The following is a 21,483-nucleotide window of genomic DNA, read 5'->3' as shown; positions in this document are numbered from 1 at the left end:
ATGTTGTTTTCAAACAATATGTTTCACCCAAATTCCTATACTCAAGATGAAACTCAAACTCTTTATCCTCTTTGCCGGTTGCTTCCTCTCTCTGACCGCTTTGGCGCAAACCGAACGCGTGGGTGTGAATACCCGCACCCCAACTGAAGAGATGGATGTAAAAGGCAGCCTGCGCATTCAAACACTTCCCAAAACGGGCGAAGGAATCACTACAGATGCCGCTGGTAATTATGACGCTGGGAAGGGCACTACCTATGCTCCCGACCGAGTGCTTGTGACCAACAATAATGGTGTGGTAGGGGCGATGAATGGTGCATGGCCGCTCTTCTTCTATATGCCCTGCATTGTGTTGCCCACCGAAACCTCGGACCCCGCTTACAATGGAACGAACTTCGAGATAGATCTCTATCAGCGGTATCTTGATCAATTCAACGTCACCACACCTGCCACTACAGCAAAGAGTCCTGGTGCGACAACTAATCTGCCCATCGTGGCCAAAACCGATTTGGACTACTTTATTACCTACTTTGATAATGCGGTCTTCACTGCGGTTCAGCTTACCAATGATGGAAAACTGAGTTATCAACTTGTCAATCCCGCCTCGCCCGATGTGACGGACAAGACGTTTATGAACATCGTCTTCCGTCGGCGATAAGATGGGCAGAAACTCCTCCTAAGCGGTGCTGACCCACTGCTTTTCTTCGGCCATGGCGCCCCCGTTTGATGCAATCGTGTGAGAAGCGATTATAATAAAAAAATGTGTGAGAGGCATCAACACGGGTGGTTGCCATGGCCTCTTTCGGCTTTTGTGGAAAAGGTAGGCTTATGCCTTTCCGAAAAAATATCCGCAACACCTGGTGAGCGGTGCTGCGGATAGGATGAATTGTGCGCCATCGCTCCCGGAGAGTGTTGAGCTGAGGGAGCAAAAGGCGGGGATGCGACTTTATGGACGTTGAGGCAGGGTGATGGGGAAGAGTTTGCTGTCGGTATGCTCTTGATAGATGATGTCAATGAGACTGCGCACCACTTCGGGATGTTGTGCCGCGATGTCGTGGTCCTCGTGGAGGTCGGTGCTCAGGTTGTAAAGACGAGGTTTGCCCCGTTCCACCACCATTTTCCAATCCCCTTGGCGCACGCCGATCATGTTCGTCTCGTGAAATTCCCAGTAGAGAAAATCGTGCTTGGTCTGCGTTTCTTCGCGTCCACGAAGGGTGGGGTAGAAGGAGATGCCATCGAAGCGGTCGTTTTCGTTACTTTGGTAGGCTGTCGGGAAGTCGTGGATGCCGGCAACTTCGCAGAAAGTGGGGAGGAGATCATAGAAAGCAAACTGATGGTGGCTGACACTAGATGAGCTTTTGACCATAGCAGCCGAGGTCGCCATAGCCCATGTCGTCGCACATGATATAGATGATGTTAGGGCGCTGTTGAGCTTGTGCCGCGAGTGCCAACAGCGCGGTGGGGAGGAGAAAGTGCTTTTTCATGGAGAGAGGTATTAAATAAGTAGGTGTTCAAAACGAGGGCTTACCGAGGTGCAGACGCAGTGTGCCATCGACGATGAAAATGCCCTCAGGAGCCTCAGAGTGACGAATGCCTCGGAGGTCATAGATGTGCTGCCCTTGTGCGGAAGTCTGAGGAGGGAGAATGCGCGTCGGGGTGGGCGTGTAAGAGAAGGTGCCGTCTACGATTTCTCCTTCCACATCATCGTCGGCCATGGTGAGGTCGTTGTCGGTGATGCGCAGGCGGAAGCGACAGAAGCCTTCCTGATGACCCTGTGGAATGAGGAGCGCATGTGTGATGTCGCGCGCGCCGGCCAGTTCGTAGGTTTGCTCAAAAAGCCCATCTTGATTCCAATCGAAATAGAGGAAGATGCGAGTTTCGGCATTTTTGGTTCAAACGCAACTCCCTCGTTTGGGATCGCGCCACGGTGCGCTACCAGTTGGTGGTGTTGGCCAAAGAGGGGGCTTTCGATATCATGATGCGCAACATCCGCTACGCCTACGAACCCTTTGACCGCAACGGTGAAGAAACTTTCTTCCCTGCCGAAGATTGGATTACCGACCGCGAAGCGTTGAAGCGCAACGGACGACTCACCAAAGTGGGCGGCCGCAAATTTCGCGTGAAAACTATCGACCGTAAAAACGAAATCTTTGCCGGCGCCCGCCGCCTGTTCCAAGATTAGCGCTGCCTCTTTCGAGATTAGCATTGTTTGTTTCAAGATTGACACTGTCCATTTCAAGATGAGTGCTATCTTGCGATAATCTGCACTTCTTCATTTCCATAGGCTGAGTTCCTTTCTCGGGACTCAGCCTCTTTTTGTCCCTTCTCGTGACGCGCATCTCCGTTTTCCAAAAAACTCCATGCTGTTGGCGTTTCATCGCCACGCCTTTGGCGTTGAAACGCCAACACCTTGGCGACGCGTCGCCACTCCATGGCGTTTTCGTGGCGACAGAAGAACTTGTAAGGCAGTGATTTAGAAAATCAACGACTAAGGCATAGAGTTCCATTCCTCGCTATCAGTATGAAAAATCCCCCTTCTGGCCGTGAAAAGAAACTTAAAAACGACATCAGGCAATGAACTCTCCTCAACGACAAACGTGTCTGCAAAAAATGCATTTACAAAGAGATTGAAAAATATGCAAACTCGGCGGAGAGTGCATTGTACTTTCTGAAAACAAAGTTTCATTTATCGCGCGTTTCTGCAAACTTCAGTTTTCAAAAATGGGGGGGGTAAAATTTTTCTTTCGATTTTTGAAGTTTCATATTGTCTATTTGCATTTTCTTTATAGCTTTGCCAAAAGTAGAATTCGGTGAATGTATATTTCTTGGTATATGCCCCGATTCCGTCAATGCTCAATAAACAAAGAAAACAATACAAACAAGCATCATGAAAACCTTACAAAACCACTTCGTGCGAAGCGCCCTCTTCCTGCTCTTCGCCCTCCTCTGCCCCATTTTGGTGCAGGCGCAGGGGATGCCGGCACTTAATCCCAGAGACTTTTCTGTGACGATTGTTTCTGGAAATACAAATTGCAATACGTATGGAGGTGTAATTCTTAACTATCGTAATGCAGTACCCGGCATTCAAACTCTGCGCTACGAACTGCAAGTGAAATATTCTAATAATAAGGGGTACGTAACTCAAGATGTTCCCTCAGATGTACCTACTTATATTGAACTTGCAGATTGGTTCAATGGACAACAGATTGCAATTAAAGTGACTGGTTTTGGTACAGGAGGAGAACATACAGAAACCGTTGACATTGTAAAGAATTTCGAACAACCGTGGGATGAAAGCCCAGGCGGGCAATACACATACACAGAGAAATCCATCACGGATGCAGATATGTTCATAACCACAGAACCTGCGAGTGGTTGTGATGGGACAAAGGGAAAAATCACGATGGGACTTACGATGTCTGGGTTTTCTAAGGTGGAATGGCGTCTCTATCAAGGTGCTGCACTAATCAATACGCTCACTTCTACGACACCGAATATGCCCGAGTCCTTCAGCAACCTCTCCACCGGAAAATATCGTGTTGAAGCGCGGGCTACACCTGCTTGTGTCACGTTGCACCCCTCTTTGACTACTCCGGGTGCCACGTGGGATGGCGATGTCATAGTGCTGACTAAGGACGTAGAGATTACTCCTTTTCAAGTCAATAAAGAAGAAATCAGCGGGGCCATAGGAAATTGTGGTTCTTCCTACAATTGCCAACTTTCAGGACTATCCGGAGTTACGAGTATGACTGCTGAGGTTTTGCCCAAAGGAGGAACTACAGTGCTCAAAACCACAACGACTGATGCCAGCAAGGATTTTAAGATAGGTTTTAAGGACCTACCGATAGGCGACTATACACTTCGTCTCACTGCTGACAACTGTAATGTCGTGATGTTGAAAGATTTCTCCGTGAAAAATGTAGAGTTGCAGCTCAGCGTAAGATACGATGCCTCTCCATTAAATCAAAACCCATGTGGGAAGGTTACTATTACCTGTGAAACTAATAATCCCTACCCTAACGATTCTCATACTTTCCGCCTGATCCACGTTGCTTCTGGTGAGGTCGTGGCAACAAAAACTTGGCAGTACAGTGAGTCGGAACCCCAATGCCGCTTTTCAAATCTGACACTGAAGTTTCAAGAAAAGTATGTTGTAGAGGCTGACTTCTGTGGGGGCACCAAACGAAGTTATGAATTTGAAGCTTATGCATATCCTCCCCGAGTCATCTTGGGAGCTCTTGCTTATGCTACCGGGGTCTGCACGGGAGAGGGAGGAAAACTAAAAGTGAATGTCACTAATGCCCAGGGTCTTCCTCTTCGGCTTGCGGGCACTGTAGAAATCATTTCACCCGATGGAATTACATTGGCCAGCCAATCTATGCCAGTGGGGTGGAGTGGTGAAGTCGTTTTTAATGATATTCCTGCTGATGATTCCTATACGAGTTATGCAGCACGATTCATCTTGGAGTGTAATGGGTTGGTTTCGATTTCAGATAATAGGTATAACCCCGTCAGGATTCCTCTGACAGGGAAAACTTTTGACCTATCCGTTCGTTCTTTGGTGAAAATGAATCAATGTATCCCTGATTATGCGATTGAATTTAAGCCTGATGGGAGTGAGATTGCAAAATTCCTAGACACAGACTTCGAAATAAAAAAGGAGGATGGTACCTCTGTCTGGAAGGGAAAGTATGTGCCTGATTATAGTAATCAAGGCTTTATGCGAGTTTCTGTTCCAGCTGCCGGAAATTATTTGGTCATTGCACGTCCCTCTTGTGGAATATATACCAAGAAGAAAAATGTAACGGTGTCGGAGCTTACCCAAGCTTCTTTTTGGAACTCAGCTTATGCTCAAATAAGAGTTACTAAATCTCCTCTACCTTGTTATGATAATGGAGAAGTCGATATCAGTGGAATGAATCCACGAACATCTGGGAATGGAGGTGCATATATAGGCCTCTCACCAGATGAATGCCTATGGACTTTAGAAAAGGATGGACTGCCCTATCGCAATGGTAAGTTTGGTTCTGTCTTACAAAATCTTCCACCAGGGAATTATAAATTTACGTCCTATTTGCAATGCGATCCCACGATAAAATTAGAGAAAACATTTGAACTGAAATCTGAGCTAACAGTAACAGACTTCTCTACGTCAGGTGCATGTGGGACAAAAGTTTTGGGGAAGACTTCAATGAGTTTCTCTAGTTTCAATAAAATATACGAGGGATATCCTTATCATCTCTATAATGCAGATAGCGGTGTACTCTATAAAGAAGGGAAATTAGAGTCTTACAATAATAAATTCGAAGATAAGCTTCCCAGTGGTAATTATCGTATGGTCATAACAACTCCTAGTTTGCTGTGTGGCGGTATTCCGAACTATACCTACAATTTTACCGTACCCAATGATCTTCAAAATCATCTTCTTTTGGGCTCGGATAAACTGTCTTATGGTATACAGCCCGATCTTGTACCGATAAAGATGACGCATGCCTCTTATTTGGCCAATAATGGAACCATCACTGTAGGAGTATATAAAAATCCGATGAATGCCTGGATGTACTCTTTCTCTGAAGAGACTTTTCCTGTTCTTATCACTGTTCGTTCTGCTCATGGTAGTTTTAATAAAACGCTCACTGTTAACGGACTGGAAAAGAACGTGAAGTTCGAGAATCTTCCAGCAGACACCTACATCGTGAGTGCTACGATTGATGGCAATAGTTGTATTCCAGAACGAAGTGTGAGGATAGAAAGTCTTCAAGGAGAAGATTGGACAGCATCAGCTCACCTTTCGCCAAGATGTAATGAACGCAATCCTCATGCCTCATTCCGTGTCTCGGGGACACATTCTTCGCTCTCTACGGTCGTCTATACATTTAAGACTTATGTCTGGGACGATGTTGCATCAGACTATGTACTCTCGCATAGTCTAACTGGGACACCAGGGCAACTGACGGCTATGGTGGATGTCACTGAATATACCGGTAGCTCGGCACCTCGCATCCTAAACGATAACTACTCTCCACGTGCACCCTATAAATTTACAATCGAGACCAATGGTAAAGAGGTGTACTCTACTCTGGCTCTCTATTATCAAGGAGTCTATATCCCAACACCTTGGGTGACGACCTCTAAGACGGATGGTACGCCTGCACACCCATTGGGTTCAATCACAGCAAAACTATCCCTTCAGAATCCCTACAGCAACGGTAATCCTTCCTCCCCGATGCTAACTCCTCCTATCAGTCTTCGTGACAATTTGCTTTGGACGTTGACGAGCACTGACGGAAACTATAGTCAGAAGAAGAAAACAGACTGCTTTTCTCCTGTTTTATTTGACAAGTTACCCTCTGGGTATTACCAATTATATTGCTACATACAGAAAAAAGGATGTCCCTTAGATTTTCTAAATAGTACTCAAATTCAGGTATTAGCACCAAGTCATCCTACAGTACGTCTACGCATTCAAGCCACAGGAGTAGATGGCAAATGTCTTGACGACTGTAAAATTAAAGTGAAGGTATTGGAGAATCCCACGGCTTTTGCGAAAGTTACCTACACGATTACTTATATGGTTGATGGCGTTGAGAAGCAAAAAGAACTCTCGACTAACGATGCAGCTGAGGAATTAGTGTTTGAAAATCTTCCTGCTGGTAACTATACTCTCAAGGCTGTAGGTCTCAGTGCAGAAGACCTGACGCCTTATTCCGATCAAGTTGCTGTTACTCTCAAAACGGTGTCTCCGGATATGAATATCATCCAAGATACACAAGCAACACGTCCTTCATTTAATGGTTGCTCCACAGGATACTTGGCTTTTCGATTCCAGCAGGATAATCGATATTCTAATGGTATCTCCATTCCTTTCAATGATGATTATGAGTTTACTATTACAGAAGCACCATCAGGGGTAAGTGTTCCCATTCGATTTAAACCTCTACATCTTACGGATATATCTGGTTATTTGGAAGCCATAACACCTTTCCGAAATCTTCCAGCAGGGGCGTATAAAGTAAAAATTGAAAATCACTGTAAAACGCTCCTCCTTGACTGCAACATTACGAGTATAGCAAATCCTAATAACTTATTTTGGTGGGGAGGCTGCTTCCGTTATCCATATAATTATGATGCTTCTTCCAGCTTATATATATCGTATGATAAAAGTAAGTATTATTTTAACTACTCGCCTTTGTTAGGTATATTAGGTGGCGTCAAAAGTATAGCAGGAGACAGATTATTATGGGATGATATCATTACAGTAGACTATCATGATACTTTTGGACATGAAATGAAGAATGTTCCTTTCAATGGAGAACGAAAAGAACTTACCGTACGACCTTGGGGTATAGATAAGATTACGATTAAGTTCAAGTGTTCGTCTATTCCTGCTCAAGTATCCACAGGGACGATAAAGCCTTGTGAAACCCCATCTACAACTTATTGTGGTTTACCTACCGTTGATGCCAATCGTTTGGTTAATCCCGATATGCCTGAAACCATAACCCTTGTGGTGAACGAGATGAATGGTACCGTAATTGGTAATCAAGTGCTGCGTCAGGTAAAACCGACAGGTGTCTATCATTTGGGGAACAATCGAAAAACGTATATGATACGTCTCTATACTGCAGATAATTTTCTTCTTTATCAATCACAGATTGTACCTATTCCTGCTCCCAATGCTAGAATGTTTTTGTCCAGTCCGATTTCCAAAAATTGTAAAACATCAAGAATTAGAATACGACTTTCAGAAGAAGTAAACACTTGCTATGGACCATATATTCTTAAAGTATATACTGGAGATGGAACTCATACGTTACTTGAGGAACTACTTTATCCACATATAGGCTCTACCTATGAAACAGAGTTACCTGCTAACTATACTCCAAATACAAAGTATGATTTTGAACTTTACACTGCAGAAGGTACGTTGTTGGATAGCAAAAGTATTCAACTTCCCCCTGCCGCTACTGTCACCCTGCCTAATTTTTATTTCGGGAATACTTGTGACAACCGATATACCAACACGGTAGTTCAGAGTTTTACACAAAATGGAAAGCAGCTGAGTAAAATGTTTTATCAGCTGAACTATTTATATGTTAATACTCCTCTTCCCTCAAACCAATATGATGGGTATGGTACATTGACAGTCGTAAAAGATGGAATTACTTATAAATCAGATATTAGAGGTAATGGGGGACTACAAAAACTCGGGTGGACAATCGTACAGAATGGTTTGACTTATTCTTCTCAGGGACCAATATTTGACTGGGGAGAAACTATAAACGGAACGCTTACAGTTCCTGATTGCGGCTTCTCTATACCCATTACAGGAAAAGCAGAGAAGAGAGAAACCAACTTCCGCGATACTAAACTCGAAAATATGACCATGGTACAGACTTGTACCGGATGGGATGTCACTCCTGGTGGACACATCTCTTATACAAACCTGGATGGCAGTAGAACTACCATCATCTGTAAAGAGTACCGACTTGGTGGTGGCCCTTGGAAAAATGTCAATGTTCCCTTTGCTCTGGGCAAGTTGAGCAAATTCCGTCTCACACTGCGTGGAGACAATATATGCGATATCGTGGTAGAAGCCGGTCCCTTTACCTACAAGCCTCATGAGGTCAACCGCTTTGAAACTGTCGCTTACTCTTGCGGTGGAATCAATAAAGGAAAGATCTATGTCACAGCTCAAGATGGTGTTCCTCCTTATAAGTATCAATTATTGAATGGAGAGAATGAAAGTGATCCTGTTGTGCAAACGAAAGAAGAGAATGGTCCTGTGATGTTCGAATACGGTGATGTGGGACGGAAATACCGCGTTCATATCTACGACAAGTGTGGTAGTCTTCGTATCCATTATGTCACTGCAGTACTCTCAACCGCAGACTTGGGCATTAGTTTGAGTAGAACCCAACAACTATGTGTGGGAAATAATCTCAAACTTACGATGCCGAATTTCCCTGGGGCAACCTATGCTTGGACGCTACCCAATGGTACACATCAAAGTAATCGCATACTTGATTTGGGGGCGGCGACCAGAGTGATGTCGGGAGCTTATCATGCGGTGATTACTCTACCTGATTGTACTACTCCCATCAACGCTACCATTACTGTTGTGGTCGACGACATCGGTGCTCCTACTTGGACGCCGGCGGTGCAGACCATCTGTCAAGGCACTACAGCTACCCTCTCTCCCGGTGCAGCACAGTCTTACACCGACAACACACCGGGAACGCCTAAGTACCAATGGCAGAAGCAAGATTCCAATGGAACGAACTTCAGTGATATTGCAGGAGCAACCTTAGCCGATTATGCATTCCAAGCTGACAATCCCGGCACTTATACTTTCCGTCGCGTGACGACTTACAAGGGATGCGAGCATACAAGCGACGAAGCCAAAGTTGTGGTAACACCCGGTCCTATTCAGACGCTTTCACCTGCAGAATTGGAGCGTACGGTGCGCAAGGGATCTACGGGCTACACCCTGACGGGTGGTTCGTTGCAAACCAACGGTACGACCATCGCTTCCTACAAGTGGGAACGTAGCACGGACGGTAGCACGTGGACAACAGTAGGCACGACCGCCAACTACAAAGAGACGCAGAAGTTTAAGTTGGAGAAAGTCTACTATCGCCGCACCGTCACACCGACCGTCGGCACTTGTGCACACACTACGCCGACCATTACGGTCAACTTCAAGAAGATGCGTGCGGCCTATGTTAATCCCCACATCAGAACGCGCGTTAAATCTGAATAATCCAATCGAATGAGGAGCAGTGCCGATGCCTTTTTCGGCCATCGGTCTGCTTGCTCAGACGATGTCGTTTTCAAACAATATGTTTCACCCAAATTCCTATACTCAAGATGAAACTCAAACTCCTCAGCCTCCTTGGCGGCTTTCTTCTCTCTCTGACAGCCTTGGCACAAACCGAACGCGTCGGCGTGAACACCCGCACCCCAACCGAGTCGCTGGACGTGAGCGGCAGCCTGCGCATCCAGACACTCCCCAAGACGGGAGAAGGCATCACGACCGACACTTCTGGCAATTATGATGCGGGCAAGTCCAACAACTACGCGCCCAATCAAGTGCTGGTGACCAATCCCCAAGGTGTAGTGGGCGCGATGAACGGTGCCTGGCCGCTTTTCTTTTACATGCCTTGCATCGTGTTGCCCACCGACACGGGCGACCCAGCCTACAACGGCACGAACTTCGAGATAGATCTCTATCAGATGTACTACGACCAGTTTAACGTGACCACACCGGCGAGCACGGCCAAGAGCCCTGCTGCTACGGTGAACCTCCCCGTTGTGGCGAAGGCCGACTTAGACTATTTTGTGACCTACTTTGACAACACTGTCTTCACGAGTGTGCAAATCACCAATGACGGCAAACTGCGTTACAACCTCGTGAATCCCGCCTCGCCCGATGTGACGGACAAGACGTTTATGAACATCGTCTTCCGTCGGCGATAAGATGGGCAGAAACTCCTCCTAAGCGGTGCTGACCCACTGCTTTTCTTCGGCCATGGCGCCCCCGTTTGATGCAATCGTGTGAGAAGCGATTATAATAAAAAAATGTGTGAGAGGCATCAACACGGGTGGTTGCCATGGCCTCTTTCGGCTTTTGTGGAAAGGTAGGCTTATGCCTTTCCGAAAAAATATCCGCAACACCTGGTGAGTGGTGCTGCGGATAGGATGAATTGTGCGCCATCGCTCCCGGATAGTGTTGGGCTGAGGGAGCAAAAGGCGGGGATGCGACTTTACGGACGTTGAGGCAGGGTGATGGGGAAGAGCGGGCTGTCGGTGTGCTGCTTGTAGATGATGTCGATGAGCGCGCGCACCACATCGGGGTGCTGTGCCGCGATGTCGTGGTCTTCGTGGAGGTCGGTGCTCAGGTTGTAAAGACGAGGTTTGCCCCGTTCCACCACCATTTTCCAATCGCCTTGACGCACACCGATCATATTCGTTTCGTGAAACTCCCAGTAGAGAAAATCGTGCTTGGTCTGGGCTTCTTCGCGTCCACGAAGGGTGGGGTAGAAGGAGATGCCATCGAAGCGGTCGTTTTCGTTACTTTGGTAGGCTGCGGGGAAGTCGTGGATGCCGGCAACTTCGCAGAAAGTGGGGAGGAGATCATAGAAAGCAAACTGATGGTGGCTGACACTACCGGCTGCTACTTGACCCGGCCAACGCACGATGAAGGGAATGCGGATTCCCCCTTCGTGGGTGGAACGCTTGATGCCGCGCAACAGGCCGTCGCGATTGAAGAAGGCAGGGTCGGCACCGCCCTCTTCGTGAGGGCCATTGTCGGAGGTGAAGATGACCATCGTGTTTTCATCCAGCCCTTTGGCTTTGAGACGGTCGAGGATTTCACCGACCATCACATCCAAGCGCGTGATCATGGCGGCAAACTGGGTGTGTCCTTCGAGGGTGGGGTGATAGCGCGAGTGAGAGTGGGTATAGGCGCGTTCGGTGCAGAACATCCCACGATAGGCCGCCACGAGGCTGTCGTCCGGTTGCGCCAGTTCGGCGTGGGGCAGAGTGTAGGTGAAGATACCCAGGAAAGGCTTCCCACTTTCTTGACGGTCGAGCCATTCGAGGGCTTTTTGATGGATGAGGTCGGCGCTGTACTGTCGACGTTGGAGGTAGTCGTCGGCACCGGGCATTCCGTGCCGGATGTTTTGCTCGAGCACCACGCGATGGGTCTTGGTGTCGCCGGCCGAACGGCTGAAAGCGTTGAGGAAGTTGGGGTAGTAGGAGTGAGCCTGGTATTGGCAGATGTAGCCGTAGTATTCATCGATGCCTCGCTGGTCGGGGGTGGAGTTCGATCCTTCGTAGCCCCCGGCCCACTTGCCAAACATGCCGGTGGTGTAGCCGTTGGCTTTGAAGATTTCGGGCAGAATGCGGTGGTCGGGTGCGTAGGGTTCTTGTCCGGCCCATCCCTCGGCGGTCTCGGCATTGTTGCCGTAGAGGTTGGGCACGTCGCGTCCGCCCCAGTACTCTCGATTGCCGCGAACGTGGGTGTGTCCGGTGTGTTGGCCGGTCATCATTGTGGCGCGTGAGGGGGCAGACACCGGGCTGCCGGCATAGGCCTGCGTGAAGCGCATTCCTTGCCGGGCCATGCGGTCGATGTTGGGCGTGGCGATGAGTTTTTGGCCATAGCAGCCGAGGTCGCCATAGCCCATGTCGTCGCACATGATATAGATGATATTGGGGCGCTGTTGAGCTTGTGCCGCGAGTGCCAACAGCGCGGTGGGGAGGAGAAAGTGCTTTTTCATGGAGAGAGGTATTAAATAAGTAGGTGTTCAAAACGAGGGCTTACCGAGGTGCAGACGCAGTGTGCCATCGACGATGAAAATGCCCTCAGGAGCCTCAGGGTGACGAATGCCTCGGAGGTCATAGATGTGCTGCCCTTGTGCGGAAGTCTGAGGAGGGAGAATGCGCGTCGGGGTGGGCGTGTAAGAGAAGGTGCCGTCTACGATTTCTCCTTCCACATCATCGTCGGCCATGGTGAGGTCGTTGTCGGTGATGCGCAGGCGGAAGCGACAGAAGCCTTCCTGATGACCCTGTGGAATGAGGAGCGCATGTGTGATGTCGCGCGCGCCGGCCAGTTCGTAGGTTTGCTCAAAAAGCCCATCTTGATTCCAATCGAAATAGAGGAAGATGCGAGTTTCGGCATTGGGCTGCTTGTTGAGGCTGAAAGCGAGTTGCCACTCTTCTTGAGCCGTCACCGGAACGGAAGGACCGGTGAGAGAGACATAGTAGTCGCCGGGCGTGCCTTTGGTCTCGGTGGAGTAGGTGAAGGCGGGAGCGGCATCCTTCTTGGCGAGGCTGAAGTGCTGGAGATAGAGGCCGTTTTTTGCTCCGCAAGGGAGCTTGTAGATGCCCAGTTGCCGTGCGGTGGATGTGCGTGCCCGCTGAAAGGAGAAGAGATGTTCGCCGGCGAGATGCAATGTTTTGCCCTGAGTGTCGACAAAGGAGAAGTTGCCGTTGCCGCCGGGAAGGTTTTCCTCGCGGAGACGATAGCGCGCGCCCTCGTTGAGCGGAAGTCCTGTGAGGTGGCTGACGATACGGTAGCCGCCGGCTGCGTTGCTTTCCCCATCGAACCACCAAGTTTGAGGGCGCAGTTCGTTCAGCGCCTGCCACGTGGTGTGTCCCTCGGCATCGCTTTCGAGCGCCTGTCCGTGGTGGAGGAGCAGATAACTGTGTTGTTTTCCCGGAAGGAAGGGGCGAGCCTCGTACTCATCGGTGGTGGCTTCAATCCACCAGTAGGAACCCTTGTTGGCATGACCGGCCATCCACGTGATGACGCTGGTGGAAGCGCCATCCTTGTTGAGCGCACGGGGCGACTGGGCGGGGTCGGCATAATTGGGGCAGTCGGTGGAAGAGAGATACCAACCGTTGGCCACCTGGGCGCGAGGGTTTTGCGCCACATAGTAGGGGACGGCCGTTTCTCCCGCACTGATTTTTGAGGCCGAGGAAGGGGGTAGGTTGCAGCTCTGAATGTAATGGCCGGTAGCGGTGTTTTGCACCGTGTAGGTGTTGGTCTGTCCGGCAACGGGGATGAACTTCCAGTATTGTTTCTCAGCGAGGCTCTTAGGCTCGACGCCGAGGGCGCCGCCTTGCCTTTCGCTGATGAAGAGATTGTCGGCTTGCGACCAGCGGATGCGATAGACTTTGGCCGGATCAAGCGTTCCGCCGGGTGTGGTGGGCGTGGTGGACGTTTCGCCATCGGCGGCAAAGAGGATGGGCTTGTGGAGCGTACCCATTTGCGCAAAGCGGCCGCTGGCTTTGTGCCGGATTTGCCAGACATCGGCTTTTGCCGTACGGACGAACACAAATTCAGACGCCTTGTCGTGCTCTGCCTTGCTGAGCACCTTGTCGTCCGCGAGGTAGGCAAATTGCCCCTTGCGGCTGTTCATCTGTGTTTGTAGCAGATAGACGGCATCAGGCACGGGCTGCTTGACCTCGCTGAGGTTGTCGGCCTTGAGCAATTTCCATTGCGACGCATCGCCTGTCCCGCTGTAGAGCGTGAGATGGTCGCCGGAGAAGAAGAGGTTAAGATAAAGGCCCGATTCTACTTCTTGAATGAGTAGATTGCCGCCCTTTTCCTGCAATTTGTAGTGGGCGGTCTGTGCTGCTGCCCCGTAGAAGAACAAGAGGCAGAACCAGAAGAGTAAGGTTTTCTTTGGCATAAAATAAAAGGTAAGATATAAGGGTAATAAAAAATGCTTTGCCAATGAAATGTCCCACTCCCACTTATCGTAGATGCAGCAAGTGCGGAGGGGATAAAGGGGAAAATGGTTCAGTCTAAGCGATAGCCATAGGCCTCAAGGCGCTTTTCGTTTTGCCGCCAATCTTTGTCGACCTTGACATAGACTTCGAGATAGATGCTCTTTTGGAAGAACTTTTCGAGGGTTTTGCGTGCTTCGGTAGATACCTTCTTGAGGGCAACGCCTTTGTGGCCGATGATGATGCCTTTTTGACTGTCGCGTTCTACGTAGATAATGGTGCGGATGTGGATGTTCTTTTCGCTTTCCTTGAATTCTTCGACGGCTACTTCGACTGCGTAAGGGATTTCTTTGTCGTAGTAGAGGAGAATCTTTTCACGCATGATTTCGGTCACGAAGAAGCGGGCGGGCTTGTCCGTCCACTGGTCTTTGTCGAAATAGGGCGGAGAGTCTGGAAGCAGTTCTTTGATGCGGAGCAGTACGTTGTCTACATTGAACTTGGCCTGGGCGGAAATGGGAAAGATTTCGGCGGTGGGCAGCACCTCGTGCCATGCGGATACGAGTTGCTCAAGGTCGCTCTGATTGGAGAGGTCGATTTTGTTGATGAGCAGGAGGATGGGTACGTTGAGTTGCTGTACCTTTTGGATGAACTCGGCATTTTTGTCGGGCTTTTCCACCACATCGGTAACGTAAAGCAGCACATCGGCGTCTTGAAGCGCACCTTCGGAGAAGGCGAGCATAGACTCTTGGAGTTTGTAGCTGGGCTTGAGCACACCGGGGGTGTCGGAGAACACGATTTGCGCATCGTCGGTGTTGATGATGCCCATGATGCGGTGGCGTGTGGTTTGCGCTTTGAAAGTGGCGATGGAGATGCGTTCGCCCACGAGGAGATTCATGAGCGTTGATTTACCGACGTTGGGATTGCCGACGATGTTGACGAAACCGGCTTTGTGCATAGAAGTTACGGAAATTGTAGGGTGGGGAAATAAAAAACAGCGGCCTTCGATGCCGATAGGGGAGCGAAGGCCGCTGTGAAGAAAGAGGGGCGTTTATTTGTTGCCGTCGTAGCCCCATTTCATGTAGGCTGCGCCCCAGGTAAATCCTCCTCCAAAGGCGGTGAGGATGATGTTGTCGCCTTTGCGGAGCTGCTTTTCGTAGTCCCAAAGGGCGAGGGGAATGGTGCCGGCAGAGGTGTTGCCGTAGCGTTGGATGTTGAGCATTACTTTGTCCATCGGCATTTCGAGGCGGTTGGCGACTGCTTCGATGATGCGCACATTGGCTTGGTGGGGAAGCACCCAAGTGATGTTGTCCTTGTTGAGGTTGTTGCGTTCGGCAATCAAGGCGCAAGAGTCGCTCATGGAGGTCACGGCATACTTGTAGACGGTGCGGCCTTCCTGGTGAATCTTGTGCATGTTGTGGTCGATGGTGAAGTAAGAGGCCGGGCAGGCAGAACCGCCGCCTTTGAGGCAGAGATAGGGCAGTCCCTTGCCGTCGGCACGGAGGTAGCTGTCTTTCCAACCGAGGTCTTCGGTGGTGCCTTCTACCAAAACTGCGCCTACGCCGTCGCCGAAGATGGGGCAGGTGGCACGGTCATTGTAGTCGACGATGCTGGAGAGCTTGTCGCCACCGCAAACGATGATTTTCTTGTAGCGACCGCTTTGTATCATGGAAGCGCCCATGTCCATGGCATAAAGGAATCCACAGCAGGCCGCGTTGAGGTCGACGCAAAATGCGTTTTTCAGTCCGGTGCGTCCGACCACGATGCTCGCAGTGCTGGGGATGGGCATGTCGGGCGTGGTGGTGGCCATGATGAGGCATTCGATTTCTTCGGGGTCGGTGCCCGTCTTTTCGAGCAGCTGCTTGACGGCTTTTCGAGCCATGTAGCTGGTGCCAAGGCCTTCTTCGTTGAGAATGCGGCGTTCTTTGATGCCGATGCGCGTCATGATCCACTCGTCGTTGGTGTCTACCATGCGCGACAGTTCTTCGTTGTTGAGGACGTACTCAGGAACGTAACCACCCACTCCGGTGATTACTGCATTGATTTTCTCCATTGGTGTTTCGGAAAAAAAAGTGATATTGCCCGGCGTTTTGTCTCTACATCACGAATAAGAGCTAATGCGCGAACCGCAGAAGTTGGCCAAGAGGCTTTGCCGGTTCGTTCAATCTTTCTGCCTGATGTAGTTGCGGGTACCCGGGATTGACCCTGGGAGGAGCTGGGGCACCTGCCCATAAAGATAATGCGACTTCCAGCCATCGGTGATGGCTCGAAATCGCAGTATCTATGGGAAATTTGGATTACTCGCCCACTTCTTCTTTTACGATAGCGAGTTTACCACGATAGTTGCCGCAAGTGGGGCATACGGTGTGGTAGATGTGGAAAGCACCGCAGTTGGAGCATTTGGCGAGCGTAGGAGCTACGGCCTTGTCATGGGTGCGACGCTTGAGGGTACGAGTCTTTGACTGTCTTCTTTTAGGATGTGCCATTGTTTTATCTTATTTTTGAGTTATTCTTTATAAGGAGAGGGAACTATCGAACAGGAGCGCGCATCAAAAGGTGCCAACTATGCCCCGGAACTAATAAAGGGGCTGCACACCAGCCTGTTCAAGCATCGAACTCACCGCTGTCGGAATCCTCCTCTATGGAGAAGCGGCTCAACATGTCGGCATTGCATTCGCCTTCGGAATGGATGCGCCGGAGCGGGAGATTGAGCAGGATTAGCTCGTAGATGTCCCACGCCATGTCATAATTGAGCTGAGAGTAGGGAATGACGGTTAGGTCGGCATCAATAGCTTCGTCGTTGTCGCGATAAGCCACTTTCACGCGGTCTTTCACTTCGATGGGGAGCGAAACCGGGTCGAGACAGCGGTCGCAAGGGACAGACACCCGCCCCGAGAGGGCGTAAGAGAAAGTAAAAGTGTCGGCTGCACCGAAGCGCACGAGGGCTTCGACTTCTATCGACCCACCGAGAATTTCATCTTGGTCTAACGCCTCGAAGAAAGCATCATCCAGATGAAAAAGCAGACGCGCATCCTCGCGCTCTACTTGGCGAAGATTGACAATAGGGCTGTCGTTCGTGGACATATCGACTGCAAAGTTACACTATTTTTGCGAAATAGAAAATTCTTAATAGAGAAAAGTCACTGCTTCTCCGGCTTTGAACCGCTTTTTGATGGGGCTATGGACTGAAAAGCGTACGAATTGAGTCCTCTTTCTCTCAAAAAGAAGGTTGAAGAACAGGCCGGATGAAGTTAGAGTTTGGCTTCGAGGGCTGCAATTTTAGCCAAGGTGTCGGCTTCCTTTTTGCGCTCCATGGCGACTACGGATTCCGGTGCACCGCTCACAAAGCGCTCGTTGGCCAGTTTGCCCTGGATGCTTTTGAGGAACTTGCGCAGGTGATCGAGTTCGGCACGTGCGGCTTCCTTTTCAGCTTCGAGGTCAACGACATCGCCTAAGTAGAGAGCATATTGAGTGGTGCCCACCAAGAAAGTGGAGTAGCCGGCTCCGTTGGCTTCTGTGGCCGTCGCGATTTCGCTAATTGTCGCCATCTTCTTCACCAAGGTGTCGTAGGCTGAGAGTTCATTTTCGCCTACGATGGTCAGAGGCAGGGCTTCGCGGGGAGAAATGTTCTTCTGCGCACGAGCCGCACGAACACCCGTTACAATCCCTTTCACTCGCTCAATGTCGGCGATGAGGGCGGCATCTTCGGAGCGAGGTGCAGCGATGTCTTGAGGCGACACCATGATGCTTTCGCCTTCTTTACGCTCTTCGATGTGCTGCCAGAGTTCTTCGGAGATGAAGGGCATGAAAGGATGAAGTAGGTGGAGCAGGTCGTTGAAGAAACCAATCGTAGCGGCATAGCTGGTGCGGTCGATAGGCTGCTGATAGGCGGGCTTCACCATTTCGAGATACCACGATGAGAACTCATCCCAGAACAGACGATACACTTCCATCAGGGCTTCCGACAAACGATATTTGGAGAAGAGGTCGGCCATTTCGGCTGCACTCTTGCGAAGTTGTGCGCCAAACCACTCAATGGCGAGGCGCGAGGTCTCGGGTTGCGCAAGGGTGTCGCTCACCTCCCAACCTTGCACCAAGCGGAAAGCATTCCAAATCTTGTTGCAGAAGTTGCGACCTTGTTCGCACAGGCTTTCGTCAAAAAGGATGTCGTTGCCGGCAGGTGCAGAAAGCATCATACCCATACGCACGCCGTCGGCACCGAACTTGTCGATGAGGTCGAGGGGATCGGGAGAGTTTCCGAGCGACTTTGACATCTTACGACCCAGTTTGTCACGCACAATTCCCGTGAAGTAGACGTTGCGGAAAGGCATCTTGCCGGTGTACTCGTAGCCGGCCATAATCATACGTGCCACCCAGAAGAAAATAATGTCGGGACCCGTTACGAGGTCGGAAGTGGGGTAGTAGTAGGCCAACTCTTCGCTGTCGGGATGGTTGATGCCGTCAAAAAGAGAAATCGGCCAGAGCCACGAAGAGAACCAAGTGTCGAGCGCGGCTTCGTCTTGTCGGAGGTCGGCAAGGGTCAGGTTGTCGTTGCCCGTCTTTTCTTTGGCTAAACGAAGAGCTTCTTCGGCAGTTTCAGCCACGACAAATTCTTCCACTTCGGCGTTGGGAGCGCTGAGGTAGTAGGCCGGAATGCGGTGTCCCCACCAAAGTTGTCGGCTGATGCACCAATCTTGGATGTTGCTGAGCCAGTTGTTGTAGGTGTTCTTGTATTTGGCCGGGTAGAATTTGAGTTCGTCGTTCATCACGGGAGGGAGCGCAATGTCGGCAAAGTGCTGCATCGAGAGATACCACTGCATGCAGAGACGAGGCTCAACGGCGGTATCGGCATTTCGCTCTGAATAGCCCACTTTGTTGTCGTAGTCTTCAACTTTTTCGAGCAGACCGGCGGCTTCGAGGTCGATGGCAATCTGTTTGCGCACTTCCATGCGGTCTTGTCCCACATACATACCAGCCGCCTCTGACAGCGTGCCATTGGCATTGAAGATGTCGATGGTTTCGAGGTTGTGTGTTCTGCCCAAATTGTAGTCGTTGACATCGTGAGCTGGCGTTACTTTCAAACAGCCCGTTCCAAACTCAATGTCTACGTATCGGTCTTCGATAACAGGAACCACACGTCCTACGAGGGGGACTATCACTTTCTGTCCCTTCAACCAACCGTTTTTGGGGTCTTTGGGATTGATGCACATCGCGGTATCGCCCATGATGGTTTCAGGACGTGTGGTGGCCACGACGGCATAGCGTCCTTTGGCATCTTGGTGAATCACCTCGCCTTCCACTCCCGTGGTTGCACCGGTGTCTTCGGCAACGTAGTATTTCAGGTAGTAGAGTTTGCTCTTCTCTTCACGATAAATGACTTCCTCGTTGGAGAGGGCCGTTTGGGCTTTGGGGTCCCAGTTGACCATGCGCAGTCCACGATAGATGAGCCCTTTGTTATAGAGGTCTACAAACACCTTGAGCACGCTCTTGGAACGCGTTTCGTCCATGGTGAAGGCCGTGCGATCCCAGTCGCACGATGCGCCCAGCCGGCGAAGCTGCTTGAGGATGATACCGCCGTGCTCTTCCGTCCATTCCCACGCGTGCTTCAAGAACTCCTCGCGGGTGAGATCCATCTTGCGGATGCCTTGCTGTGCCAGTTTGTTCACCACTTTGGCCTCTGTGGCAATCGAGGCGTGGTCGGTGCCGGGCACCCAGCAGGCGTTTTTACCTTCCATCCGTGCGCGGCGTACAAGAATGTCTTGAATGGTGTTGTTGAGCATGTGGCCCATGTGGAGCACTCCCGTCACATTAGGGGGCGGAATCACGATGGTATAAGGCTCGCGGCTATCGGGTTTTGAACTGAAAAGTTTGTGGTTCAACCAATAGTTGTACCATTTGCCCTCCACAGCTTCGGGGGCGTATTTTGTAGCTAATTCCATAATCGGGAAAGAAGGTGATGGAGTGGCGAGAGTGCCGTCAATAAGATTTTCCGGCAATCACGCCATAAATAAGGACTGCAAAGTTACTGAATTTCCGTCAAAAGACAACGATTGTCTATGAAAAAACGGCCACGCTATGTGCAAAACATAACGTGGCCGTGGTTAGATGGGGGTAGGCTGTCGAAAAATTAGCCGTTCACCTTCTTCATGTGAGCAATGAGTTCGAGCACCTTGTTCGAGTAACCGATTTCGTTGTCGTACCAAGAAACAACCTTCACGAAGGTGTCGGTAAGAGCGATACCAGCCTTAGCATCGAAGATAGAAGTGCGAACATCACCGAGGAAGTCAGAAGAAACGACTGCATCTTCAGTATAGCCGAGCACGCCGGCGAGTTCACCTTCGGCAGCTTCTTTCATGGCAGCGCAGATTTCTTCGTACTTCGCGGGCTTAGCGAGGTTGACAGTGAGGTCAACCACCGATACGTCAAGCGTAGGAACGCGCATAGACATACCCGTGAGCTTGCCGTTGAGTTCGGGGATAACCTTACCTACAGCCTTAGCAGCACCCGTAGACGAGGGGATGATGTTGCCGGAAGCAGCACGACCACCGCGCCAGTCCTTGAGCGAAGGACCATCGACCGTCTTCTGAGTAGCAGTAGTAGAGTGAACGGTAGTCATGAGACCATCAGTGATACCCCATTTGTCGTTGAGCACCTTAGCGATAGGAGCCAAGCAGTTGGTGGTGCAAGAAGCGTTAGAAACGAACTGAGTACCCTTCACGTACTTGTCAAAGTTTACGCCGCAAACGAACATGGGCGTGTCGTCCTTGGAGGGAGCAGACATTACCACGTACTTTGCACCGGCTTCGATGTGAGCTTGTGCCTTGTCCTTGGAGAGGAAGAGACCCGTAGATTCTACTACGTATTCAGCTTCTACTTCGTTCCACTTGAGGTCGGCGGGGTTACGTTCAGCCGTTACGCGGATTTCCTGACCGTTGACAATGAGGAGGTTCTTTTCAGTGCAGAAATCGATGGTGCCATCGAATTGACCGTGCATCGTGTCGTACTTGAGCATGTAAGCCAAGTAGTCAACGGGGCAGAGGTCATTGATACCTACAATCTGAATGTCATTGCGGCCCATGGCGGCGCGGAAAACGAAACGGCCAATGCGACCGAAACCGTTAATACCTACTTTGATCATAATAGATGTTTGTTATTGAAGTTATTGTGAGTAAAACACTTGTTGATTTAGCAAAAAGAGAGGAGACGATGGAGCGAACACCACTTTTCCCCTTTTTGATGTGGCAAAAGTACGAA

General features: G+C 50.1%; 14 protein-coding genes and 1 pseudogene. 4 read left to right on the top strand and 11 right to left on the bottom strand.

Annotated features, from left to right (window positions below; all coding sequences use genetic code 11):
• Positions 1-46: 46 nt before the first annotated feature.
• Complete coding sequence (locus tag H8527_RS00885) at positions 47-655, top strand: hypothetical protein (RefSeq protein WP_187544828.1); 609 nt, start codon at positions 47-49, stop codon at positions 653-655.
• A 288-nt stretch (positions 656-943) separates the two neighbouring features.
• Here the strand turns inward: H8527_RS00885 and H8527_RS00880 are convergent, their stop codons facing one another.
• From H8527_RS00880 to H8527_RS09980, 3 genes are read right to left on the bottom strand one after another with little or no spacing between them, the layout of a single operon-like run.
• A complete protein-coding gene (locus H8527_RS00880; RefSeq protein WP_187544826.1) occupies positions 944-1,363 on the bottom strand; it encodes a hypothetical protein in 420 nt (139 codons plus the stop codon).
• The gene (locus tag H8527_RS00875; RefSeq protein WP_187544824.1) at positions 1,344-1,481 is read right to left on the bottom strand and encodes a hypothetical protein; all 138 of its coding nucleotides are present in this window, start codon (positions 1,479-1,481) and stop codon (positions 1,344-1,346) included. The genes H8527_RS00880 and H8527_RS00875 overlap by 20 nt, the downstream gene beginning before the upstream one ends.
• A gap of 27 nt (positions 1,482-1,508) precedes the next feature.
• Entirely contained in the window at positions 1,509-1,868 is a 360-nt protein-coding gene (locus H8527_RS09980) for a hypothetical protein (RefSeq protein WP_370539214.1), read from the bottom strand.
• Between the two features lie 26 nt (positions 1,869-1,894).
• On the opposite strand from H8527_RS09980, the pseudogene H8527_RS09795 reads away from it, so the two are divergent.
• From H8527_RS09795 to H8527_RS00855, 3 genes and pseudogenes are all read left to right on the top strand, one after another.
• Positions 1,895-2,179 (top strand): annotated as a pseudogene (locus H8527_RS09795) (hypothetical protein); the annotation flags it as partial.
• Between the two features lie 705 nt (positions 2,180-2,884).
• Positions 2,885-9,760: a hypothetical protein gene (locus H8527_RS00860; protein WP_187544820.1), complete on the top strand. Its 6,876-nt coding sequence runs from the start codon at positions 2,885-2,887 to the stop codon at positions 9,758-9,760.
• Positions 9,761-9,867: 107 nt separating this feature from the next.
• Entirely contained in the window at positions 9,868-10,476 is a 609-nt protein-coding gene (locus tag H8527_RS00855) for a hypothetical protein (RefSeq protein WP_187544818.1), read from the top strand.
• Positions 10,477-10,763: 287 nt separating this feature from the next.
• Here H8527_RS00855 and H8527_RS00850 read toward each other — a convergent pair whose 3' ends face one another.
• From H8527_RS00850 to gap, 8 genes are all read right to left on the bottom strand, one after another.
• A complete protein-coding gene (locus H8527_RS00850; protein ID WP_187544816.1) occupies positions 10,764-12,278 on the bottom strand; it encodes an arylsulfatase in 1,515 nt (504 codons plus the stop codon).
• 27 nt (positions 12,279-12,305) lie between these two features.
• The gene (locus H8527_RS00845) at positions 12,306-14,195 is read right to left on the bottom strand and encodes a hypothetical protein (RefSeq protein ID WP_187544814.1); all 1,890 of its coding nucleotides are present in this window, start codon (positions 14,193-14,195) and stop codon (positions 12,306-12,308) included.
• Between the two features lie 110 nt (positions 14,196-14,305).
• Positions 14,306-15,187 carry a GTPase Era gene (gene era / locus H8527_RS00840; RefSeq protein ID WP_187544813.1) on the bottom strand — a complete coding sequence of 294 codons (882 nt, stop codon included), beginning with the start codon at positions 15,185-15,187 and terminating at the stop codon, positions 14,306-14,308.
• A gap of 93 nt (positions 15,188-15,280) precedes the next feature.
• Positions 15,281-16,282, bottom strand: a complete 1,002-nt coding sequence (locus H8527_RS00835; RefSeq protein ID WP_187544811.1) for a beta-ketoacyl-ACP synthase III — start codon at positions 16,280-16,282, stop codon at positions 15,281-15,283.
• A 244-nt stretch (positions 16,283-16,526) separates the two neighbouring features.
• A complete protein-coding gene (gene rpmF, locus H8527_RS00830) occupies positions 16,527-16,715 on the bottom strand; it encodes a 50S ribosomal protein L32 (RefSeq protein WP_187544810.1) in 189 nt (62 codons plus the stop codon).
• A 118-nt stretch (positions 16,716-16,833) separates the two neighbouring features.
• On the bottom strand, positions 16,834-17,313 hold the full coding sequence (locus H8527_RS00825; RefSeq protein ID WP_187544808.1) for a DUF177 domain-containing protein: 480 nt from the start codon (positions 17,311-17,313) through the stop codon (positions 16,834-16,836).
• A gap of 167 nt (positions 17,314-17,480) precedes the next feature.
• Positions 17,481-20,168 (bottom strand): valine--tRNA ligase, encoded by a 2,688-nt coding sequence (locus H8527_RS00820; RefSeq protein ID WP_187544807.1) that lies wholly within the window; start codon positions 20,166-20,168, stop codon positions 17,481-17,483.
• Between the two features lie 188 nt (positions 20,169-20,356).
• Positions 20,357-21,367 (bottom strand): type I glyceraldehyde-3-phosphate dehydrogenase, encoded by a 1,011-nt coding sequence (gene gap, locus H8527_RS00815; RefSeq protein WP_187544805.1) that lies wholly within the window; start codon positions 21,365-21,367, stop codon positions 20,357-20,359.
• Positions 21,368-21,483 lie beyond the last annotated feature (116 nt).

This window comes from Alloprevotella sp. Lung230, assembly GCF_014385435.1.
GTDB lineage: Bacteria > Bacteroidota > Bacteroidia > Bacteroidales > Bacteroidaceae > Alloprevotella.
This window is presented reverse-complemented; position numbering and strand designations above follow the sequence as displayed.